Below are 21858 nucleotides of genomic sequence, written 5' to 3' on the forward strand. Positions count from 1 at the left end.
CATGAACCACTCGAAGAACGAACAACTGATGGCCCGCAAGGCCGCCGCCACCCCGCGCGGCATCGGCGTGATGGCGAGCTTCTTCGCCGATCGTGCGCAGGGCAGCGAGCTGTGGGATGTCGAAGGCCGCCGCTTCATCGACTTTGCCGGCGGCATCGCGGTGATGAACGTCGGCCACGGGCACCCGAAGGTGGTGGCCGCGGTGCAGGCCCAGCTCGAACGCTTCAGCCACACCTGCTACCAGGTCGTTCCGTACGAGAGCTACATCGCGCTGGCCGAGAAGCTCAACCAGCTCACGCCGGGCACGCATGCCAAGAAGACCTGCTTCTTCTCGACCGGTGCCGAGGCCATCGAGAACGCGATCAAGATCGCGCGTGCCCACACCAAGCGCTCGGGCGTGATCGCCTTTGGCGGCGCCTTCCACGGCCGCTCGATGTTCGCGGTCGCTTTGACCGGCAAGGTCGTGCCCTACAAGCTCGGCTTCGGACCCTTCCCGCCCGAGATCTACCACGCGCCCTTCCCGGCCGAGGGTACCGACCTGGCGATGGTGCAGAAGGCGATCGAGCACATCTTCAAGACCGAGATCGAGCCGGCCCGGGTCGCCGCGATCATCTTCGAGCCGGTGCAGGGCGAAGGCGGCTTCAACGCGATCACCACCGCGGCGGTTCAGTGGCTGCGCGAGTTGTGCGACGAGCACGGCATCGTGCTGATCGCCGACGAGGTGCAGACCGGCTTCGGTCGCACCGGCAAGCTGTTCGCGATGCAGCACTTCTTCGACTCGACCGGCGTGGTGCCCGACCTGATGACGATCGCCAAGTCGATGGCGGCCGGCACGCCGCTGTCGGCCGTGACCGGCAAGGCCGAGATCATGGATGCCCCGGCGCCCGGCGGCCTCGGCGGCACCTACGCCGGCAACCCGCTGGCGATTGCCGCCGCGCATGCGGTGATCGAGGTGATGCAGGAGGAACAGCTGCCGCAGCGCGGCGCCCAGCTCGGCCTGCGCCTCAAGGCCACGCTCGAGGCGATGCGCCCGCAGGTGCCGCAGATCGTCGATGTGCGCGGGCTCGGCGCGATGGTCGCGGTCGAGTTCAACCGCGCCGGCTCCGATGAACCCGACGCCGACTTCACCAAGCGCGTCCAGGCCGAGGCGCTGGCGCGCGGCCTGATCCTGCTCAGCTGCGGCGTCAACGGCAACGTGCTGCGCTTCCTGTTCCCGCTGACGATCGAGCTTGAGATCTTCGACGAGGCCCTCGCCATCCTGCAGGCTGCCCTGGTGGCAGCACGGACCTGAACCGATGCTCGACCCTCAAGACGCCGGCCCGCACCACCGCATCGACGCCGGCTACCTCGAAGCCACCCGCGAGTCGCTCGCCTCGCAGGGCGTGCACACGCTGCTGGTGCAGTTCACCGACGTCCATGGCACGGCCAAGGGCAAGTTCGTGCCGCTGGCCCAGATCGGCACCGTGCTCAGGACCGGTGCCGGCTTTGCCGGCCCGTCGATCTGGGGCACCGCGCTGCCGCGCACCGGGCCGCGCTCCGAGTACTACGCGCGCGGCGACACCCGCACGCTGCGCGCGCTGCCGTGGATGCCGGGCGTGGCGCTGATCGTCGGCAACGGCTTCGTCGACCGAGCGCCCTTCGACGCCTGCCCGCGCCAGGTGCTGCGGCGCGCCACCGCGCGGCTGGCCGAGCGTGGCTGGATGCTCTCCACCGGCATCGAGCCCGAGTTCTTCCTGCTCAGGCGGGGCGAAGGCGGCCGCTACGAGCCCTTCGACGGTGCCGACCGCCTCGACAAGCCAAGCTACGACCTGAAGAGCCTGCCGCGCCAACTGCCCTTCCTGCACGCGCTGCGCGCTGCGCTCGAGGCGGCCGGGCTCGAGGTCGAGCAGATCGACCATGAAGACGCGCATGGCCAGTTCGAGCTGAACTTCCGCTTCGACGAGGCGCTGCGCAGCGCCGACAACCTGATGCTGTTCAAGCTCGCCGCCCATGCGCTGGCCGAGCAGCAGGGCGCGGTGTTCTCGATGATGCCCAAGCCCTTTGCCAACCAGCCGGGCAGCGGGCTGCATTTCCACGTCTCGCTGTGGCGCGGCGGCCAGGGTCTGTTTGCCGGCGAGGGTGGCCGACTCTCCAAGCTGGCCGAGCACTTCATCGCAGGCGTGCTGGCACACAGCGCGGCGCTGTCGGCGCTGGCCGCGCCCACCGTCAACAGCTACAAGCGGCTGGTGGTCGGCGAGTCGCTGTCGGGCACGACCTGGGCGCCGGCCTACGTGGCGCATGGCCCGAACAACCGCACCGCGATGATCCGCACGCTGGGCGATCGCTTCGAGTGGCGCACGCCCGACGCCGCGGCCAACCCCTATCTGGCCACGGCCGGCCTGATCGCCGCCGGCCTCGACGGCATCGACCGCGAACTGCCGCTGCCGCCGGCCTGCGAAGACGATCTGTTCGCACTGCCGCTGGCGGCTATCCGCAGCCGGGGCATCGGCCTGCTGCCGCAGTCGCTGGGCGAGGCGGTCGATGCGCTCGAGGCCAGCGAAGTGATGCACGGCGCGCTCGGCGACACGTTGCACGCCGAGTTCGTGCGCCTCAAGCGCGCCGAGTGGATCGAGTACGCCCGCCACGTCAGCGACTGGGAACATGCGCGCTATGGCGCGCTGTTCTGACATGCCGGCATGTCGCGGCTAGGCCGGGCCGCACCGCCGCCCTGGTGGGCCTACGCGGCGCTCGCCGCCAGCATGGCGCTGGTCGGCAGCTACGTCGGCCTGTCGCGCACGCTGGTGGCGGTGTTCCCGGTGCTGCTGCTGGCCTGGCTGCGCTTCGGCATCGCGGCCGTGGCGATGCTGCACTGGCTGCCGCGCGCGCCGGGCGAGGCGCCGCTGTCGCGCCATGACCGCGTGCTGCTGTTCTGGGAGAGTTTCCTCGGCAATTTCCTGTTCTCGATCTGCATGCTCTACGGCGTCAAGCTCACCTCGGCGCTGGCGGCGAGCATCACGATGGCGGCGATCCCGGCCGCGGTCGCGCTGCTGTCCTGGGCCTTCCTGCGCGAGCGCATCGGCCGCGCGCAGCTGGCCGGCATCGGCTGCGCGGTGGCCGGCATCGCGCTGCTGGCCCTTGCCGGTCACGGCGACGCTGCCGGTGGCGGCGGCTCGCTGCTCGGACAGGCCCTGCTGCTGGCCGCGGTGTTCTGCGAGGCCAGCTACGTGGTGATCGGCAAGCGGCTGACCGGCAGCGTCTCGCCCAAGCGCATCAGCGCGATCGTCAATCTCTGGGGCCTGGCGCTGGTCACGCCCTTCGGCCTGTGGCAGGCGCTGAGCTTCGACTTCGCCGGCGTGACGCCGCCGCTGTGGACGCTGCTGCTGTTCTATTCGATTGCCGCCAGCATGGTCACGGTCTGGCTCTGGATGACCGGGCTGCGCCATGTGCCGGCGGCCTCGGCCGGGGTGTTCACCGTGATGCTGCCGGTCGGCGCGGCGGCGGTCGGCGTTCTGGTGCTGGGCGAGCCGGCCGGCTGGCTGCACGGCGCGGCCTTCGCGCTGGCGCTGGCCGGCGTGGTGCTGGCGACGCGGTCAGGCGCGGCCGCGTCGGTTCACCCCTGAGCACCGGCCCGCGCCCTTGGCGCTACTTCCACTCGTAGAGCTGCGAACGCGTCGCACCCTGCGCGTCGAGTTCGTACTCGTAGACGCAGGCGATGCTGTTGAGTCCGGCCCACTTGGGCGAGGCCGTCTGCACGTACACCGCGCCCCGGTAGCTCGCCGAGCCGTCCTTCTTCAGTGTTCCGACGCCCTGCCCGACCCAGGTGGCGGCGTCGCCCTCGGCGCTCATCACGATGCCCTGGCCCTCGCCGTACAGCGTGCCATCGGGGCGCAGCCGGGACCAGTAGGTGCCGGTCTCGCTGGTCCCCACGCCGAGCAGCGTGCCCTGGGTGCGGAAGCTGGTCTCCATCTTCGGGCCGCCGTCGCTGGGCAGCACCCGCTGCGAAATGACCTGGCCCTTGCTTTCACCGATGCGTTCACCAAGCATGATCGTCCCCTCGTGCCATGGCCGTGCGGACGAGGGCGGCACCCGGGCCGGGGCCATGTCAGTTCAACTTAGCCCGCGCACCGGGAAGATCAACCGGTCGAGGTCTCGGCCAGTGCCTGCCGCATCGCCTCGGCCGCGCGCTGCTGCACGGCGCGCGGCGACTCCCCACGCAGCCGGTGGTCGGACCAGACCTGACGCCACCGGCGCGCACCCGGCACCCCGTTCCACAGACCCATCGCGTGGCGCATCGCGCTCATCCAGGGCTGTCCGGCGCGATGCAGCGAGTCGAGGTGTGCAACCCAGGCCTCCTCGACAGCCGATCGCGAAGCGGCGGTCGCCGGCGCGTGCCCGGCGCCGAGGAAGCCCGCATCCCATACGGCCAGCGCCCACGGCTCGTGATAGGCATGGCGGCCGAGCATCACGCCGTCCACATGCTGCAGGTGCTCGGCAATCTGCACATCGGTCGTGACGCCGCCGTTGAGCACGATCGCGAAGTCCGGGAAGTCGCGCTTGAGCCGGTAGACCATCTCGTAGCGCAGCGGCGGGATCTCGCGGTTCTCCTTCGGGCTCAGGCCCTTGAGCCAGGCGTTGCGGGCGTGGACGATGAAGACGCGGCAGCCACCCTCGGCCACGGTGCCGACGAAGTCGCGCACGAACTCGTAGCTCTCGCCCTGGTCGATGCCGATGCGGTGCTTCACGGTCACCGGCAGCGCCACCGCATCGACCATCGCCTTGACGCAGTCGCGCACCAGCGCCGGCTCGGCCATCAGGCAGGCGCCGAAGGCACCGCGCTGCACGCGCTCGCTCGGGCAGCCGCAGTTGAGGTTGATCTCGTCATAGCCCCATTGCGCGCCCAGCCGCGCCGCATGTGCCAGGTCGGCCGGCTCGCTGCCGCCGAGTTGCAGAGCCACCGGATGCTCCACATCGTGGAAGTCGAGATGGCGCGCCACGTCGCCGTGGATCAGTGCGCCGGTCGTCACCATCTCGGTGTAGAGCAGCGTGCGCTGCGTCAGCAGGCGATGGAAGACGCGGCAGTTGCGGTCAGTCCACTCCATCATCGGCGCGACCGAGAGGCGCCAGCCGGGAAACTTCTTCTGTGTGGTGTCGGTCATCGCGATCGATCGTCGGGCGGGAACGGGGCGCTGTGAGGCCAGCGCGCCCTCGACTGCGGGCAGCGCGAACTCGCATTCTCCCCGTGCCGCCCTTGCATTCTTCGAGGCCGCCCGCGACGACGCTTCGGCATAGCTGCCGCGAACCGCCACAAGGCACGCCAGCGTGCTCAGGTCGACGCAGGGAACTGGGTCAAGCCTCAAGCAGGCGGACTCGATGCCCGGGCGATGGCCGGTGGCGACTCTGAGGGGTTCGGTAGCGAGCGGCGGCGTAGGACGGTGGGCGAGCAACCGAACCAGCGCCGACAACTGCGGGTGAGCGCCGCCTGCTCCGAATAGCCCAGCAGCAAGGCCAGTTGGGTCAGGCTGAAGGCGCCCGATTGCGCCACCAGTTCAAGGAAGCGGTCGCGCCGGACCTCGTCCAGGAGATCCTTGAATTGATGGCCTTCGGCCAGCAGGCGGCGTTGCAGCGTCTTTGGGTGAATTGCCAGGTCGTCGGCAATGACCGGCAGGGTCGCGGACTGGCTGTCCAGGAATCGGCGGATCAGCAGCCGGACCCGATCGGAGAACAGTTGCTGCGGCGAGCCAAAGCATTCCTCGATGTAGGTCTGTGCCATCTGCTGCAGCAGCGGGTTGTGTTCGGGCAGCGGGATGGCAAGGTCGCTGGCCGCGATCCGGATACCGGCGACCGGCGTGTCGAACTGGCATTCGCAGCCCAGCACCTCGGCGTAGCGCCGCAGCGAACCGAGGCGGCTGTGTGGCACTAACGCCAGCAACGGCCGGACCCGGCCCTGCGTCACCAAGCGCAGCACCTGGACGATGAACCCGAGTGACTGCTCGACGATCTGCGCGCGGGCCGTCAATTGCCGCACCGCGATCTCGAATGTCAGGTCGACCAGATGTCGGTCCGATGCGACGGGCGCGACCGCGAAGTGAATCTCGGGGCTCAGGACGAAAAGATGGCGCGAGCCAGCGAGCAGCGCCTGCTCGAGCGTCGGCGCGTGGCGCATCAGCGCGGTCAGCGGGCCGAGGACGCCTGACTGCTGCGCCTGGATGAGCCTGAGGCCCAGGTCCGGGCAATTCGCGGTGCTCGCCGTGTGCTCCAGGACCCGGATGCACGCAATGAACGAGATGAAACTGTCCGGGTTCTTCAGCGCCTCCAGCGACAGGCCGACGCGCTTCAACTCATGCGCCGGGTCGGCGCCGATCGATCGCGCCAACTTCTCATAGCCATGCAGAACCGTGGTGCGAACGAGCGATGTCATCCGGTGTCAGGCGCGCTGAGTTCTTACCCTGATGTCTTTTACCCTTATGTCCTTAAGAGTCAAGCAAATGTCCTTTGAAGTCAAGGGCTCAAGTGACGAGTGTCGCACCATTGCCCTTGTTCAGATGCCGCACTGGCGCCGGCGAGCCATGTTCCCGGCGGACGGTCTGTGCAAGCTGGCCATTCGACATCCACTCATCGACGTTCTCCGGAGATCAAGCATGCGTTTCGCTCGGACCCTGCCCTCGGCCTTGCTGGTGGCCATGACTCTGGTGGCCTGTGGCGGCAGTGACAGCGACACGCCGGCAGCGCCCGCAGCGCCGGTTGCCCCCGTTGTTCAGGGAACGGTCGTGACCGCGGCCCAGATGAACGACATCGACCTGAACGCGATCTTCCAGGCAGCCAAGGAAGGCGACACCATCACCTTGCCGGCCGGCAAGTACAGCTTCAAGGGTCCTCTGCAGATCACCAACAAGAAGCGCATCACGATCCTGGGTGCCGGCAACGGCACGGACCCGACGTCCAACACCATCCTGTCCTTCGCCAAGGCGTTGACGCAGAACGGCATGGACACCTCGGGCCTGGAGACGGCGGTGTTCCGCAAGTTCGCCATCGAGGACGCATCGGGCAACGGCATCTTCGTCAACCAGTCGCGTGACATCGTCATGGACACCCTGCGCGCCGAGTGGACGATCAACCCCTTCGGCACGTCCAGGATGGCCTATGGCCTGTATCCGGTCAGTAGCGACAACATCAAGATCGTCAACAGCAAGGTGGTCGGCACGCGCGATGCCGGCGTCTATGTCGGCCAGTCGACCAACATCCTGGTGGCCGGCAACGAAGTGGCCAACAACGTGGCCGGCGTGGAGATCGAGAACTCGCACAACGCGATCGTCGAGAACAACCTGGTGCACGACAACACCGGTGGCATCCTGATCTTTGCGTTGAAGGCGCCTCCCCGGTTCAAGGACACCAAGAACATCCTGGTGCGCAACAACACCATCGTCGACAACAACACGCCGCCGTTCGCCAATGCAACGGGGCTGGTGCTGACCATTCCGCCGGGCACCGGCGTGATGGTGCTGGCATCGCAGAACGTCGAGATCACCGGCAACATCATCAGCCGCCACCAGACCACGGGCGTCCTGCTGATCACGGCCTACGCGGCCGGCGAGCAGGACACCAGCGGCACATTGGACAGCCAGGGCAAGCCGTACGACAACTTCGGCCGCGGCGCCTACGTCCACCACAACACGATCTCGGACTTCGGCTACAACCCAGGCGGTGCGTTTGCCCAGCCATCGAGCGCAGGCGGGCTGCAGGACTTCGCCGACCCCTTCATGGCAGGCTACAAGAGCTTCCCGGCAGTCATGTGGGATGGCATCGTCGATCCGGCAACCGGCACCGGCGTCGATCTGTCCACCGGCTACCCGATCGGTGGCGACTACACCGGCAACCAGAAGATCTGCTCAAAGAGCAACGGCGTGACACCGCCTGCCGCCAGTGTCGGCGTGAGCTACGAGAACCTCGCCCTGAACCTGTTCGGCATGCTGACCGGCACGGCAAGCTTCGACTTCCCGAACCCGACCCGCATGGATTGCACGATCACGCTGCCCCCCGTGACCGGCTATCCGTCCTGATCCATCACGTCCGAGCCGAGCGCAGGGCCCATCGGTGGTGGGCCCCTGCGCCGAACCGAAAGTCATCCCATGCCAGCCAAGTCGCTGATTCGAAGCCTGCAGTGGGGCCTCAGCTCTGCCCTGAGTGCCCTGATCCTGGCCGCCTGCGGCGGCGGTGACAGCGACACGCCAGGCGCGCCCCCCGCACCGCCCGCGGCGACCCTGCCGGTCGTGTTCCGCGCGGCCGAGGCGCCGCCCAAACTGTCGCAATGGAATGCAGTGCGCAGCGACGGCAGCAAGCTGTCGCACCACACCGCCGTAGTCCCCTATGACCTGTCCTCCGCCCTGTTCAGTGACTACGCGCTGAAGATGCGCGGGCTGTACGTGCCGGCCGGCAAGAAGATCAACTACACGACCACGGGCACGCTCGACTTCCCGGTAGGCACCGCGATCTACAAGACCTTCTACTTTCCCAGGGCCCAGGGGACCGATCCAGCCAACTACCTGCCGGTCGGCAAGGCGAGCATCAGTCCGCAGGGCAGCACCATCGACCTGACCACGCATCGCCTGATCGAGACCCGCATCCTGGTGCTGGAGGCCAGCGGCCAATGGACCGGAACAACCTACGTCTGGGACGCTGACCAGAAGGACGCGTCGCTGAACACCAGCGGCAAGTACGTGGAGATGGAGTTGGTCGCGCCGGTCGGCGCCCCTGAGAAGTTCACCTATGTGGTGCCCAACGCGCAGACCTGTCAGAAGTGCCATGCCACCGAATCGGGTGGTTCGGGTCCGACGCTGCCGATCGGACCGAAGGTGCGCAATCTGAACAAGGACTATGAATACGCCAAGGGCGTCGTTCAGAACCAGCTCGTCCACCTGGACGAACTGCAACTGCTGGCCAGCTTCCCGGGCCTGTCGGGTGCACCGGTCAACGTCGACTGGGCCGATACCGCCAAGTCGCTGGGCGACCGTGCCAAGGCCTATCTGGATGTGAACTGCGCGCATTGCCACAACGGCAAGGGCAACGCATCCCAGTCGGGACTTAGGCTGACCCATGAGGACATCGGCTCCTCGGCCACGAACCTCTGGGGCGTCTGCAAGAAGCCGCTGGCCTATGCCGGAACCGGCCTGCCGGGCTACACCTATGACATCAACCCGGGCAGCCCCGAATCGTCCATCCTGCTGTACCGCATGGCCCATACAGAGGCCGGCCAAACCATGCCGGTGGTCGGGCGCCAGACGGTTCACAAGGAAGCCACGTCGATGGTGAGCGACTGGATCCGGCAACTCAGCTCGGCTCCGTCCGCGCTGACCGCCTGCTCCGAGTAATTCGGTCGCCCGGACCGGCTGCTGCGCGAGGGCTGCGCCGTGGGCGTGACCCTCGCGTCAGCGTCGGAGGCCGGCCACCACCGGCGGCATCCGCAACCACACGGTCAACGCAACCGGCGCCGAACCGGGCCGTCACATCGGCAAGCTGGCGGCGCTGCGGCTGCCGTGGCCGCAAACACCGTCTGCCATGGCCACGCTGAGCGCTGAAGACCCTCGTTGAGCGAGCCGTTGCGGCACGCCCGCGCCAATGAAGGCGCGGCGAACCCTACTCGCGCCCGGCCGTCGCCATCGCGCTGTCGGCGCGCCAGACCCGGTAACGCAGCTCGACCCCGTCCGGCACGAACACCACCACCGGGATCTTCGGGTTGTAGCGCAGCAGCCCGGCCTCGGCCCTGCCGTGCGGGGTGCGCAGGTTCGCGCGCACGAACTCCTCGCGCTTGGGCATGTCCGGCGGGCAGGCCATCATCGTCGAGGCTCCACCACCGACCGGGCCGACCACGAAGTAGTCGAAGCCCCAGCCCTGCGCCGTCTTGGTAGTGACGGTGCCGCCCATCATGTGGCGGTTGCAGTCGACCTGCAGGGTCTTGCCGACGATCAGCTCGAGCCGGTGCTCGTCGGGCTTGTCGACCTCGGGCAGGCGGATGACGAAGCGCTGCTGTCCGGCCTTCGCGGCCGGGAATGGCTTCAGGTCGTCGGTCGCGGCACCGGCAACACCCTGGACGGCCAGCCCGAGCAACATGCCCAGGCCACAGATCACCTTCTTCATCGACGCTGCTCCGTTGTCGTGAGCCTCGACTCTATCCGGCGCCGAAGGCTCCCGCGCGCAGCGCCGTCTCGTGGATTCGGTCGACGAAACGCGGCCACAGCGGTGCCGGCAGGTCATGGCCCATGCCGGGGATCATGTCCAGTTGAGCACCGCCGATCGCCTGTGCCAGCTGCGAGCCGTTGGCCGGTGGCACCAGCGGGTCGGCCGCACCGTGGATCACGCTGGTCGGCACCTTGATGCGTGCCAGCAGCGGCGTGCGATCGCCATCGCCGGCAATGGCGGTGAGCTGGCGCGCGACACCGGCCGCCGAGCGCGGGCCGGCACGTTGCACCACGCCATGCAGGAAGGCGCGCAGCTCCGGCTCCGGCGCCGGATATTGCGGGCTGCCGATCAGGCGGAACAGCTTCACGTAGTGCTCGACGATGTCTTCTGCGCTGCCCGAGGCCGGACGCGACAGCAACGCACCGCGCACCCTGGCGCTGGCCTGCGGCAAGTGGCGCGCGCCGGAACTGGTCATCATCAGCGTCAGGCTGCGAACCTTCTGCGGATGCTCGGCCGCGAGGCGCTGGGCCACCATGCCGCCCATCGAGGCGCCCCAGACATGCGCACTCGAAATGCCGAGTGCCGTCAGCAGGGCCGCGCCGTCGGCGGCCATGTCGCGCAAGGTGTAGGGCGCGCTCACCGGAAGGCGCAGTGCGTAGCGCAGGCCCTGCCACACCACGTTGGGCGTGCCGAGTTCATCGAAGCGCTGCGACAGCCCGATGTCGCGGTTGTCGAAACGGATCACCCGGAAGCCGCGCGCCGCCAGCTGCTCGACCAGGCCCTCGCGCCAGGCGACGAGCTGCATGCCCAGGCCCATGATCAGCAGCAAGGGCTCGCCGTCGGCTGGCCCGTCGATCTGCACCTCGAGGCGGGTGCCGCCGGCCTGAACCTGCATCGGAGGATCAGGCCGCGTTGCTTGCCTGGGCGGTCTCGGGCCGCGCCGGCCCGTGATCCATCAGCCAGCGCAGCGCCGCCGGGCGGTCGAAACGGCGCCAGCGCCTGGGGTCCTGCGCCAGCCGGTCCAGCATCGCGTAGAGCGCGAGCGGATTGACGCCAAGCCCGGTGTGGCTCGCGACGACCTCGATGTTCTCGGTGTGCGGCGCCGCCTCGTTGAGGCTGCAGGGCCAGGACACGATGCCGTCGCTGCGCGAGTAGATCGAGGTCGTCGGCACCGTCGGCGCCACGTGCAACTGCGCGCGCAGTTCGTGCTCGTCGTCGAGCTTCTGCCGGCTCACCAGCTCGTAGAAGCGCCAGGCGTTGTTGGCGCGCGGCGGCCCCGCGAAGGGCGTGCCAAGCGTGACCACGCAGCGCACCTCGGCCGGCAGCAGCTTGGCGACCTCGCGGGCGTAGACGCCACCCAGGCTCCAGCCGATCAGGCTGACCGGGCGGCCATGGCGCTCGTGCAGTTCGCGCACATGCTCGACGCAGCCGCGCAGCACACCCTGACGTGGCCCGAAGTTGAAGCCGAAGTTCCAGGGCTGCGGCGCATAGCCGAGCTGGCGCAGCAGGTTGCGCAGCGGCAGCGTCGAGACATCGTTGGCGCCGAGGCCGGGGAAGACCAGCACCGGGTGGCCATCGCCGCGCCCCAACTGGCGCAGCCACGGTGCCGACAACCACAGTGCCGCCAGCTCCCAGGGCGCGCGCGCCTCCATCATCAGCAGCAATGGCGACGGCGCCTTGACCTCGGCCGGAACGGTGCGGGCGGAGCGGTTGAACAGGCTCATCGACGACAGGGTTTGTGGCATGAGCGGATGCTAGCGGCCCACGCCTGCAACCAATGGTGAGCGCGGCTTGCGGCGCGACTTCGTTCGCGCTTCTTCGGCAACTGATTTCGCCGTCGACTTCTGCGCCCTCTTCCTCGCCACCGGCGCTGGCTGCCCCTTGGCCAGCTGCCGCTGAGCCAGCTTCAACAACTCGGCATGGCTGGTGTGGATCGCCTCGGCAAAGGTGGCGACGTCGGGCATCGCCTTGGCGCAGGCCATCAGCCCGAAGTCGAGCGCGCCGGCGTAGGTCTGGACCGTGATGTTGAGCGCCACGCCGTGGACGACGATCGAGCTCGGGTGATTGGTCAGCATGCGGCCGCCGGCCATGTAGAGCGGGACCAAGGGGCCCGGCACGTTGGAGATCACGACGTTGGCCAGCGGGGGAATGCGGTCGGCCAGCCTGCCTCGACCGTAGAGTGCGGTCAGCCCGGTCAGCAGCCAGGGCACGCCGAGGGTCGGGAAATCGGTCGGCATCACGCTCTTGAGGTTGAGCAGCGCGGTCTTCATGGCCGCGGTCGCCTCCTTGATGTGAGCCACGCGACGGGCCGGCGTACTCAGATGGGTACCGAGACTGACCACCGACATCGAGGCCTGGTTGCTGGCGCTGGTGTCGCCCTTAGCCCGCAGCGAGACCGGCACCGCGGCGATCAGCGGCGCCTTGGGCAGCGCGTCATGGGCCTGCAGATAGCTGCGCAGCGCGCCGCTGCAGATCGCGAGCACCACGTCGTTGAGCGTGGCGTCGAAGGCCTGGCGCAGCAGCTTGAGTTCGGCCAGCGGCAGGCTGACCGTCGCGAAGGCGCGCTTGCGGCCGACGGTCGCGTTGAACGGCGTGCGCGGCGCGATGGTGAGGTTGCGCGTGCTGCCGGCGAGCGCCCGTCCCTTGGCGTCGCGGACCTCGATCCCTTCGATCCACTTGTGCGCCGCGCGGGTGGCGGCCTCGAGCATCGCGTCGCGCGCGCTGGCGGCGCCGTCGAGTGCACTGCTGGCCGCCTTCTGACCGAGCGCGCCACCGACCGCCTTGGCGGTGCCGGGCAGTGCCTTGGCCAGATCGACGACCTGGCGCATCTGGTAGGCGAGCGCGCCACCGAGCTGCTGGGCCAGGCCCTGCCGCGCGCTCCTGGGCAGCACGATCGGTGCATCGAGCTGGCGCCCCGTGGCCTGCAGGTCGAGGGTGGCCTGCGCCAGCGCCACCGCGGCCTGGCCGTCGACGGCCGCGTGGTGCAGCTTGGTGTACAGGCCGAACACCGACGAGCCATCGGCCAGCGGCTTGAAGCCGCTCAGCACGTAGAAGCGCCAAAGTGGCCGGTCGCGCTCGAGCAGGACGGAGTGAAGCTTGGAGACCAGTGCCTCGGCCTCGGCCATGCCATTGCTGCCTCGTGCCAGCCGCGGCAACTTGACCGCGGTCACGTGCTTGTCGAAATCGACGCGGGCCGAAACCCACGAGGGCGTGGCCAGGTTCAGCGGCAGCGCCAGCAGCTTGCGCCCGAGCGGCGCCGCCAGGTGCGCGCGCGCCATCATGTGCTTGCGCACATCGGCCACGAAGTCGCCGCGGTAGCCCGGCGGCAGTGCGAAGGTATGGAGTGCGCCCACGTGCATGGGCATCTGCGGCGTCTCGAGGTAGAGAAAGGCCGCGTCGAGGCCGCTCAGTGGTACCGGCAAGTTCGCCATGCTGTCTCCCGCCTCCAGTGGCGGAGTCATGCTAGCCGGCGCCCGCACGCGGCGGGCCGGGGTTTGCGCTAGCGACTAGGCGGCATGGCGCCGGGCGCAGCATTCCCTGCCGCCGCCACCGGACCGCCACCGGCTTCGGCCGTCGGCGACTGCGGATTCGGCAGGCGATGCGCGATGCCCTTGTGGCAGTCGATGCAGGTCTTGCTGCGGTCGGCCAGGTAGGTCGAGTGCATGGCCTGCGCGCGCGGGCTCTGGCGCGTGAAGTCCATGTGCTCGTAGTTGTGGCAGTTGCGGCACTCGAGCGAATCGTTGGCCCTGAAGCGAGCCCACTCGTGCTGGGCCAGCGTGAGTCGATGGGCCTCGAACTTCTCGGGCGTGTTCACCGTGCCGAAGATCTTGGCCCAGACCTCCTTGGAGGCCTGCATCTTGCGCGCCATCTTGCTGGTCCAGCGATGCGGCACGTGGCAGTCGGAGCACAGCGCGCGCACGCCGGTGCGGTTGCTGTAGTGGATCGTGCTCTTGAGGTCGGCGTAGACGTTGTCGCGCATCTCGTGGCAGCCGGTGCAGAAGGCCTCGGTGTTGGTCGCCTCCATCGCCGTGTTGAAGGCGCCCCAGAACACGATGCCGGCGACGAAGCCGCCGATCGTGAGAAAGCCCAGGCTGTAGTGCAGGCTCGGACGATTGATCGTCTTCCAGTAGCGTTTGATCAGCAACCACATGGTGGCGCCCCGCTACTTCTTCTTGGGCGCCGGCGCGGCGTCACGGGCACGCATCACGGCGGTGGCGTCCTTGAAGTCGTTGACCACCAGCGCCTTGCCTTCGACCTGCGTGACGTGGCATTGCAGGCAGAAGTAGCGGCGCGGCGAGATCTCGGCCAGCACGTTGCCCGAGCGATCCATGTAGTGGGTGACGCTGAGCGGCACCGCCTGCGTCTCGGCGGTGCGCTCGCGGGCGTGGCAGAACAGGCAGCGGTTGAAGTTCTTGTCGAGCTGGTAGCCGTCGATCTTGTGCGGGATCGTCGGCGGTTGCATCGCGAAGGCGCGACCGCGCCGCTGGTCGCGGTTCTCGACCGGAGGCATCGGCGGCGGCGAGGTCGGCTCGCCGACCGGTGTGGCCCCGCGCATCGCGTCGACCAGCGGCGCCGCATGCGCCGGCAGCAGCGTACCCAGCAGACAGGCGGCCAGCACCATCCATGCAAAGCGGAGTCTCATGGCGGCCTCCTACGCGGTCTTGCGCGCCGGCACGATCTTGACCGCGCACTTCTTGAAGTCGGTCTGCAGCGAGATTGGATCGGTGGCGTCGAGCGTGACCTTGTTGATCAGCTGGCTGGCGTCGAACCAGGGCACGAAGACCAGGCCGCGCGGCGGCTTGTCGCGGCCACGGGTCTCGACCCGGGTGCGCATGCTGCCGCGCCGCGAGACCACGTCGACCGCGTCGCCGCGCCGCACGCCCAGCGCCTTGGCGTCGTCCGGGTGCATGAAGCAGACCGCGTTGGGGAAGGACTTGTGCAGTTCGGGCACGCGCCGCGTCATCGATCCGGAGTGCCAGTGCTCGAGCACGCGCCCGGTGGAGAGCCAGTACGGGTACTCCTTGTCGGGCGACTCGGCCGCCGGCTCGTAGGGCAGCGCGAAGATGATCGCCTTGCCATCCGAATGGCCGTAGAACTGCACGCCGGTGCCGGTCTTCACATACGGGTCCTCGCCCTCCATGTAGCGACGCCGGGTCTCCTTGCCGTTGACCACCGGCCAGCGCAGGCCGCGCGTCTGGTGGTACATCTCGAAGGGCGCCAGGTCGTGGCCATGGCCGCGACCGAAGGCGGCGTACTCCTCGAACAGGCCCTTCTGCACGTAGAAGCCGAAGGCCTTGGACTCGTCGTTGGCGTAGCCGGCCTGGATCTGCGAGACCGGGAAGCTGTCGACCTTGCCGTTGCGGTATAGCACTTCGAACAGGGTCTTGCCCTTCAGGTCGGGCCGCTTGGCCAGCAACTCGGCCGGCCAGACCTCGTCGGTCGTGAAGCGCTTGCTGAACTCCATCAGCTGCCACAGGTCGGATTTCGCCTCGCCCGGCGCCGGCACCAGTTGGTGCCAGAACTGGGTGCGCCGCTCGGCGTTGCCGTAGGCGCCCTCCTTCTCGACCCACATCGCCGAAGGCAGGATCAGGTCGGCCGAGATCGCGGTGACGGTGGGATAGACCTCGGAGACGACGACGAAGTTCTCCGGATTGCGGTAGCCGGGCAGGCCTTCCTCGTTGAGGTTGGCCGCCGCCTGCATGTTGTTGTTGACCTGGACCCAGTAGGCGTTGAGCTTGCCATCCTTGAGCATGCGGTTCTGCAGCACCGCATGGAAGCCGGGCGTGGCGGGAATCGTGCCCTCGGGCAGCTTCCAGATCTCTTCGGTGTGGGCCCGGTGCTTGGGGTTGGCGACCACCATGTCGGCCGGCAGCCGATGCGAGAAGGTACCGACCTCGCGCGCCGTGCCGCAGGCCGAAGGCTGCCCGGTCAGCGAGAACGGCGTGCTGCCGGCCTGGGCGATCTTGCCGGTCAGCAGATGGATGTTGTAGACCATGTTGTTGCACCAGACGCCGCGCGTGTGCTGGTTGAAACCCATGGTCCAGAAGGACATCACCTTGGTCTTCGGGTTCGCGTAGAGCTCGGCCAGCGCCTCGAGCTGCTTCTTGGGCACGCCGCTGAGCTTGGCCGTGCTGTCGAGGTCGTACTTGGAGACGAAGGCCGCGAACTCGGCATAGCTCATCGGCGTCGCGCCGCCCGGATTGGCCGCGTTCTTGGCCGCCTTCTGCAGCGGGTGTTCGGGACGCAGGCCGTAGCCGATGTCGTCGTTGCCGCGCTGGAACTGGGTGTGCTTGTCGACGAAGGCCTTGTTGACGCGCCCGGTCTTGATGATGTGGTGCGCGATGTAGTTGAGGATCGCGAGGTCGGTCTGCGGCTCGAAGGTCAGCTTGAGATCGGCCAGGTCGTAGGAGCGATGCTCGAAGGTCGACAGCACCGCGACCTTGACGCCGGGAGTGCCCAGGCGCCGGTCGGTGACGCGGGTCCAGAGAATCGGGTGCATCTCGGCCATGTTGGCGCCCCACAGCACGAAGGCGTCGGCGGCCTCGATGTCGTCGTAGCAGCCCATCGGCTCGTCGGCGCCGAAGGTGCGCATGAAGCCGGCCACCGCCGAGGCCATGCAGTGGCGCGCGTTCGGGTCGAGGTTGTTGGTGCGAAAGCCGCCCTTCATCAGCTTGAGCGCGGCATAGCCTTCCCAGATCGTCCACTGGCCGGAGCCGAACATGCCGACCGCGGTCGGCCCCTTGGCCTTGAGCACGCGCTTGAACTGCTCGGCCATCACGTCGAAGGCCTTGTCCCAGCTGACGCGCTCGAACTCGCCGTCCTTGGCGTACTGGCCGTTCTTCATGCGCAGCAGCGGCGTGGTGAGCCGATCGCCGCCGTACATGATCTTGGAGAGGAAGTAGCCCTTGACGCAGTTCAGGCCCTTGTTGACCGGGGCCTCCATGTCGCCGTGGGTGGCAACCACGCGGTCGTCCTTGACCGCCACCATCACCCCGCAGCCCGTCCCGCAGAAGCGGCATGGCGCCTTCGACCACTTGAGCTGGGTGGCGCCGGCATCGGTGGTGATGTTCTGCGCCACGCCCGGCAGCGGGATGCCGGCCACCGCCGCCGCGGTGGCGGCAGCGGATTGCTTAATGAAGATCCGTCGTGCCGTCGTCGCCATCGGGTATCTCCTCGTTCATTCGAGCCAGAGATTCGGCGTGCTGGTAGACCAGCACCGCCGAGATCACGCCGTCGATGCCTTGCAGCTCCGCGACGCGGGCCATGATCTGCTTGGCGCTCGGCGCCTCGAGCGTGACGACGAGCTTGCCGGTCGGTCCCGTCGCGTGCAGTTCGGCGCCCGGCACCGCGGCGATCGCGCGACTCACGCGCTGCAGATGGCGCGGCAAGGCGTGCAGCACCAGGCTCGTGATGTGGAGTTCGCCGAAGTCTTCGATCGGCGCGTGCGAGGTGGAGCGCATCGCGGCCTTCAGCGGATCGGTGGCCCGGCGAAGAGCTGGATCATCCAGACCGCGAAGCCGTAGCCGGCAACGATGATGACGCTGAGCACCGGCGCCATCACGACGGTCAGGAACAGGAAGCTGCGCAACTCTTCCTTCTTCCGCATCTCGGGCGATGTCTCTGCCACTGAGAACCTCCGTCCATCGAAGACGGAATGGTTCTAGCAGCGGCAGCGGGGCGCGTCAACGCGCCCGATCCCGTCCCTAGTTCAGCTCGCGCAGCGGGTGTGCGTGCGCCGGCCACGGGCTGGCGAAGAAGGCAGCCAGTTCAGCGGCATCGATGTCCTCGACCCGGGCCGGATTCCAGCGCGGAGCATGGTCCTTGTCGACTGCGAGCGCGCGGATGCCTTCGATCGTCTCGCTCCGTGCCACCGGTCGCAGCGCAAAGCAATGGCGGACCAGGTCGCGTTCGAGCCGCAGGTCCTCGGCCAGGGTCAGGTCGCGGGCGCGCCGCACCAGTTCGAGCGTGACCGCCATCATCAGCGGCGAGCGCTGCTGCAGCGTGACCAGCGTCTGCTGCGCGAAATCGGATGTGTCGGCGCGCAGCGACTCGATGATCGCCGCCAGCGTCGGCGCGGCGAAGTGGCGATCGATCGCGGCGACATGCGCCATCAGCTTCGGCGCGGTCGACGCCACAGCATGCGCCTTGACGGCCGCGAGCGCGGCAGCGGCCGATTCGATCGGCTGGTCGGCCAGGACCTCGACCAACATCGGCAGTTGCGCCGACGCAATCTGCACGTCGGCCAGGCCGACCGCGATCGCCTCGGCCGCGTTCAGCACCGCGCCGGTCAGCGCGAGGTACTCGCCCATCGATCCGGCCAGGCGCGAGAGGAACCAGCCGCCGCCGACGTCGGGGAACAGGCCAATGTGCGTCTCCGGCATCGCCAGCTTGCTGTGCTCGGTGACCACGCGCAGCGCAGCGCCCTGGCTGATCCCCATGCCACCGCCCATGCAGATGCCGTCCATCAGCGCGATGCAGGGCTTGGGATAGCAATGGATCAGGTGGTTCAGCGCGTACTCCTCGCTGAAGAAGTCCTCGATGCGCGGATCGCCGGCGAGTGCAGCCTGGTGGAAGAAGCGGATGTCGCCGCCGGCGCAGAAGGCCGGCGCCTTGCCCTCGCGCCCGGCGCCGCGCACCAGCACCGCGGCCACCGTCTCGTCGTGCCGCCAGTGCAGCAGCAGCGCGGTGAGGTCGCGGATCATCGGCAGCGACAGTGCGTTGAGCGCCTGCGGCCGGTTGAGCGTGATCAGGCCGAGTTGGCCGCGCAGCTCGGCGCGGATGTGCCCCTCGCTGACGAGCGTTAGCAGGACGGTGTTGGCGTTCATGGGCGGATGTCCCTGGCAAGCAATTCGACAGAGCGGCCCCGGCCGGCCACGAGCGCCAGCGCCTCGTTGGCAATCAGCGCGCCAAGCACCAGCAGGCCGCCGAACAGCGTGGCGCGGGTCGGCACCTCGCCGGCACCGAGCCAAACCCAGGCCACCCCGAACAGCACCTCGAGCAGGCACAGCAGCGCGATCTCCGGCGCCGGCAGCACCCGCGCCAATCGCACCGCCAGCAGGCAGGGGATGGCGAGCTGGAACACGCCCAGGAAGGCGAGCAAGGAGATGTCGCGCGCCGAGGCTTGCAGCGGCCAGGCCAGCGGCAGCGTGACCAGCGCCGAGATCACGGCGCCGATGAGGACCGCCGGCAGCATGTCGACGGCCTCCGAGTCCGCATCCCGCGCGCTGCTGCCAACGTGCTGCAACAGCGTCCAGTTGATCGCCCCGGCAATGGGGACCGCAAGTGCCACCAGCACGCCGCCGAGTTCGGCGCCGCCCTCCATCGCCTTGTGGCCGAACATCCAGCCGATGCCGATGCCGGCCACCGCGATCGCGGACCAGGTCCGCGTCGGCAGGCGGTGATGCAGGAAGAAGCGCGCGAACAGCGCCGTCAGCAGCGGCCCGATCGCCATCGTCACCAGCACCGCCGCGACCGTGGTCAGCGTGATCGCGACCATGAACGCGGTGTACATCACCGCCCAGCACAGCCCCGACCACCACAGCACTGCGGGCGCCGAGCGCAACTCGGTCCATAGCCGCGGTCCGCACAAGCAACCCAGGCCGATCGCCAGCGCCAACGCGTTGAAGGCGCTGCGCCAGAACGTCACCTCGAAGCTGGCCGCCGACTCCAAATGGCGCGTCACGACCCCGGCCACGCTCCACAGGAGCGTTACCAGGATCATCAGCGCGACGGCGCGGCGGTGGGTCATCGGGATTGAAGAGGGCCGCAAAGCGGCCCGCAAAAGCTTCTGAAGGAGCCACCCGCTTGGCGGGGGGGCTGGGGGTGCCCAACGTTCATCGGGCACCGAAAGCGCGCAAAGCGTGTGACGGCCGTTCAGGCCGCTTCCACACGCGAAGCACGCTTGCGGTCATGCTCCTTCAGGTGCCGCTTGCGCAGCCGGATGCTCTTCGGCGTGATCTCGACCAGTTCGTCATCGTCGATGAACTCGACCGCGTACTCCAGCGAGAGCTGGATCGGCGGCGTGATCTTGATCGCGTCTTCCTTGCCGCTGACGCGGAAGTTCGTGAGCTGCTTGGCGCGCACCGCGTTGACCACGAGGTCGTTGTCGCGGGCGTGGATGCCGACGATCATGCCCTCGTAGACCGGGTCGCCGGCCTTGACGAACATGCGGCCACGATCGTCGAGCTTGCCGAGCGCGTAGGTCACGATCTCGCCATCGTCCTGGCTGATCATCACGCCGTTCTTGCGGCCCTCGATGTCACCCTTGTGCGCCTCGTAGCCGTCGAAGATGTTGCTGATCAGGCCGGTGCCGCGGGTCAGGTTCATGAACTCGTTGGAGAAGCCGATCAGGCCGCGCGCCGGAATGCGGTACTCCAAGCGCACGCGGCCCATGCCGTCCGGCTCCATGTTGACGAGGTCGCCCTTACGCATGCCCAGCGCCTGCATCACGCCACCCTGGTGCTGCTCCTCGACGTCGGCCGTGACCAGCTCGATCGGCTCGTGCTTCTCGCCGTCGACCTCGTGGAACACCACGCGCGGCTTGGAAACGGCCAGCTCGTAGCCTTCGCGCCGCATGTTCTCGAGCAGGATGGTCAGGTGCAGTTCGCCACGGCCGGAGACCTCGAAGATGCCGTCTTCATCCGTGTCCTTGACGCGCAGCGCGACGTTGCTCTGCAGTTCGCGATCGAGGCGGTCGCGGATCTGGCGGCTGGTGACGAACTTGCCTTCGCGGCCGGCCAGCGGGCTGGTGTTGACGCAGAAGTTCATCGTCAGCGTCGGCTCGTCGACCTCGAGCATCGGCAGCGGCAGCGGATCGTCGATGTCGGTCAGCGTGACGCCGATGCCGATGTCCTCGATGCCGTTGATCAGCACGATGTCGCCGGGGCCGGCCTCGGTGGCCTGGACGCGCTCGAGACCATCGAACTTGAGCACCTGGTTGACGCGCGCCTTGAACGGGATGCTGTCCTCGCCGGCGAAGACCGAGACGTCCTGCATCGGCTTGAGCGTGCCCTGGTTGATGCGGCCGATGCCGATGCGACCGACGAAGGTGCTGTAGTCGAGCGAGCAGATCTGCAGTTGCAGCGAGCCGTTGGGATCGCCCTCGTGCGGCGGCACATGCTCGACCACGGCGTCGAACAGCGGCGCCAGGTCGGTGCCGGTTTCGCCCTGCGTGAGCGTGGCCCAGCCGTTGAGGCCGGAGGCATAGACCACCGGGAAGTCGAGCTGCTCCTCGGTGGCGCCGAGCTTGTCGAACAGATCGAAGGTGGCGTTGACCACGTAGTCGGGGCGCGCGCCGGGACGGTCGACCTTGTTGACGACGACGATCGGGCGCAGGCCCAGCGCGAGCGCCTTCTTGGTGACGAAGCGGGTCTGCGGCATCGGGCCCTCGACCGCATCGACCAGCAGCAGCACCGAGTCGACCATCGACAGCACGCGCTCGACCTCGCCGCCGAAGTCGGCGTGGCCCGGGGTGTCGACGATGTTGATGTGCTTGCCCTTCCAGTCGACGGCGCAGTTCTTCGACAGGATCGTGATGCCACGTTCCTTTTCGATGTCGTTGTTGTCCATCACGCGCTCGGCGACCTTCTCGTTCTCGCGGAAGGTGCCGCTCTGGCGCAGCAGTTGGTCGACCAGCGTGGTCTTGCCGTGGTCGACGTGGGCAATGATGGCGATGTTGCGGATCTGGGTATTCATGCTCTTCTTGCT

Annotated in this window: 20 protein-coding genes; 5 read left to right on the plus strand and 15 right to left on the minus strand. The window is 68.2% G+C overall.

Annotation, left to right across the window (positions count from 1 at the left end; all coding sequences use genetic code 11):
• Position 1: 1 nt before the first annotated feature.
• From gabT to EV670_RS16925, 3 genes are read left to right on the plus strand one after another with little or no spacing between them, the layout of a single operon-like run.
• Positions 2 to 1291, plus strand: coding sequence for a 4-aminobutyrate--2-oxoglutarate transaminase (gene gabT, locus EV670_RS16915; protein ID WP_130434325.1), 1290 nt, complete (start codon positions 2 to 4; stop codon positions 1289 to 1291).
• 4 nt (positions 1292 to 1295) lie between these two features.
• Entirely contained in the window at positions 1296 to 2666 is a 1371-nt protein-coding gene (gene glnT, locus EV670_RS16920; protein WP_130434327.1) for a type III glutamate--ammonia ligase, read from the plus strand.
• Between the two features lie 9 nt (positions 2667 to 2675).
• Complete coding sequence (locus tag EV670_RS16925; RefSeq protein WP_130434329.1) at positions 2676 to 3599, plus strand: DMT family transporter; 924 nt, start codon at positions 2676 to 2678, stop codon at positions 3597 to 3599.
• A gap of 22 nt (positions 3600 to 3621) precedes the next feature.
• Here EV670_RS16925 and EV670_RS16930 read toward each other — a convergent pair whose 3' ends face one another.
• From EV670_RS16930 to EV670_RS16940, 3 genes are all read right to left on the minus strand, one after another.
• The gene (locus EV670_RS16930) at positions 3622 to 4023 is read right to left on the minus strand and encodes a hypothetical protein (RefSeq protein ID WP_130434331.1); all 402 of its coding nucleotides are present in this window, start codon (positions 4021 to 4023) and stop codon (positions 3622 to 3624) included.
• 89 nt (positions 4024 to 4112) lie between these two features.
• Positions 4113 to 5135, minus strand: a complete 1023-nt coding sequence (gene dusA / locus EV670_RS16935) for a tRNA dihydrouridine(20/20a) synthase DusA (RefSeq protein ID WP_130434333.1) — start codon at positions 5133 to 5135, stop codon at positions 4113 to 4115.
• Between the two features lie 197 nt (positions 5136 to 5332).
• Positions 5333 to 6397, minus strand: a complete 1065-nt coding sequence (locus tag EV670_RS16940; RefSeq protein WP_130434335.1) for an AraC family transcriptional regulator — start codon at positions 6395 to 6397, stop codon at positions 5333 to 5335.
• A gap of 220 nt (positions 6398 to 6617) precedes the next feature.
• On the opposite strand from EV670_RS16940, the gene EV670_RS16945 reads away from it, so the two are divergent.
• Together EV670_RS16945 and EV670_RS16950 are read left to right on the plus strand one after the other, a co-directional pair.
• Positions 6618 to 8036, plus strand: a complete 1419-nt coding sequence (locus tag EV670_RS16945) for a parallel beta-helix domain-containing protein (protein ID WP_165393352.1) — start codon at positions 6618 to 6620, stop codon at positions 8034 to 8036.
• Positions 8037 to 8105: 69 nt separating this feature from the next.
• A complete protein-coding gene (locus tag EV670_RS16950) occupies positions 8106 to 9344 on the plus strand; it encodes an SO2930 family diheme c-type cytochrome (protein WP_130434339.1) in 1239 nt (412 codons plus the stop codon).
• 265 nt (positions 9345 to 9609) lie between these two features.
• Here the strand turns inward: EV670_RS16950 and eco are convergent, their stop codons facing one another.
• The 12 genes from eco to typA all read right to left on the minus strand — a co-directional run bounded on the left by eco (position 9610) and on the right by typA (position 21846).
• Positions 9610 to 10110 (minus strand): serine protease inhibitor ecotin, encoded by a 501-nt coding sequence (eco, locus tag EV670_RS16955; protein WP_165393353.1) that lies wholly within the window; start codon positions 10108 to 10110, stop codon positions 9610 to 9612.
• A 31-nt stretch (positions 10111 to 10141) separates the two neighbouring features.
• Positions 10142 to 11047, minus strand: coding sequence for an alpha/beta fold hydrolase (locus EV670_RS16960; protein ID WP_130434343.1), 906 nt, complete (start codon positions 11045 to 11047; stop codon positions 10142 to 10144).
• Between the two features lie 7 nt (positions 11048 to 11054).
• Positions 11055 to 11897, minus strand: a complete 843-nt coding sequence (locus tag EV670_RS16965) for an alpha/beta fold hydrolase (protein ID WP_242617023.1) — start codon at positions 11895 to 11897, stop codon at positions 11055 to 11057.
• Positions 11898 to 11906: 9 nt separating this feature from the next.
• Positions 11907 to 13583 carry a wax ester/triacylglycerol synthase family O-acyltransferase gene (locus tag EV670_RS16970; protein WP_165393354.1) on the minus strand — a complete coding sequence of 559 codons (1677 nt, stop codon included), beginning with the start codon at positions 13581 to 13583 and terminating at the stop codon, positions 11907 to 11909.
• A gap of 68 nt (positions 13584 to 13651) precedes the next feature.
• The gene (locus EV670_RS16975) at positions 13652 to 14302 is read right to left on the minus strand and encodes a NapC/NirT family cytochrome c (RefSeq protein ID WP_130434345.1); all 651 of its coding nucleotides are present in this window, start codon (positions 14300 to 14302) and stop codon (positions 13652 to 13654) included.
• Positions 14303 to 14314: 12 nt separating this feature from the next.
• Entirely contained in the window at positions 14315 to 14794 is a 480-nt protein-coding gene (locus EV670_RS16980) for a nitrate reductase cytochrome c-type subunit (protein WP_130434346.1), read from the minus strand.
• Positions 14795 to 14803: 9 nt separating this feature from the next.
• Positions 14804 to 17314, minus strand: coding sequence for a periplasmic nitrate reductase subunit alpha (gene napA, locus EV670_RS16985; RefSeq protein ID WP_130434347.1), 2511 nt, complete (start codon positions 17312 to 17314; stop codon positions 14804 to 14806).
• Positions 17283 to 17612, minus strand: coding sequence for a chaperone NapD (locus tag EV670_RS16990; RefSeq protein ID WP_130434348.1), 330 nt, complete (start codon positions 17610 to 17612; stop codon positions 17283 to 17285). The genes napA and EV670_RS16990 overlap by 32 nt, the downstream gene beginning before the upstream one ends.
• Before the next feature lie 8 nt (positions 17613 to 17620).
• A complete protein-coding gene (gene napE / locus EV670_RS16995) occupies positions 17621 to 17779 on the minus strand; it encodes a periplasmic nitrate reductase, NapE protein (RefSeq protein ID WP_278044432.1) in 159 nt (52 codons plus the stop codon).
• A gap of 76 nt (positions 17780 to 17855) precedes the next feature.
• Entirely contained in the window at positions 17856 to 18977 is a 1122-nt protein-coding gene (locus EV670_RS17000) for an enoyl-CoA hydratase/isomerase family protein (protein ID WP_130434350.1), read from the minus strand.
• Positions 18974 to 19900, minus strand: a complete 927-nt coding sequence (locus EV670_RS17005; protein WP_207225096.1) for a DMT family transporter — start codon at positions 19898 to 19900, stop codon at positions 18974 to 18976. The genes EV670_RS17000 and EV670_RS17005 overlap by 4 nt, the downstream gene beginning before the upstream one ends.
• Positions 19901 to 20025: 125 nt before the next feature.
• The gene (gene typA, locus EV670_RS17010) at positions 20026 to 21846 is read right to left on the minus strand and encodes a translational GTPase TypA (protein WP_130434351.1); all 1821 of its coding nucleotides are present in this window, start codon (positions 21844 to 21846) and stop codon (positions 20026 to 20028) included.
• Positions 21847 to 21858: the final 12 nt, after the last annotated feature.

The sequence above is a fragment of the Rivibacter subsaxonicus genome (genome assembly GCF_004217215.1).
Classification (GTDB): domain Bacteria; phylum Pseudomonadota; class Gammaproteobacteria; order Burkholderiales; family Burkholderiaceae_C; genus Rivibacter; species Rivibacter subsaxonicus.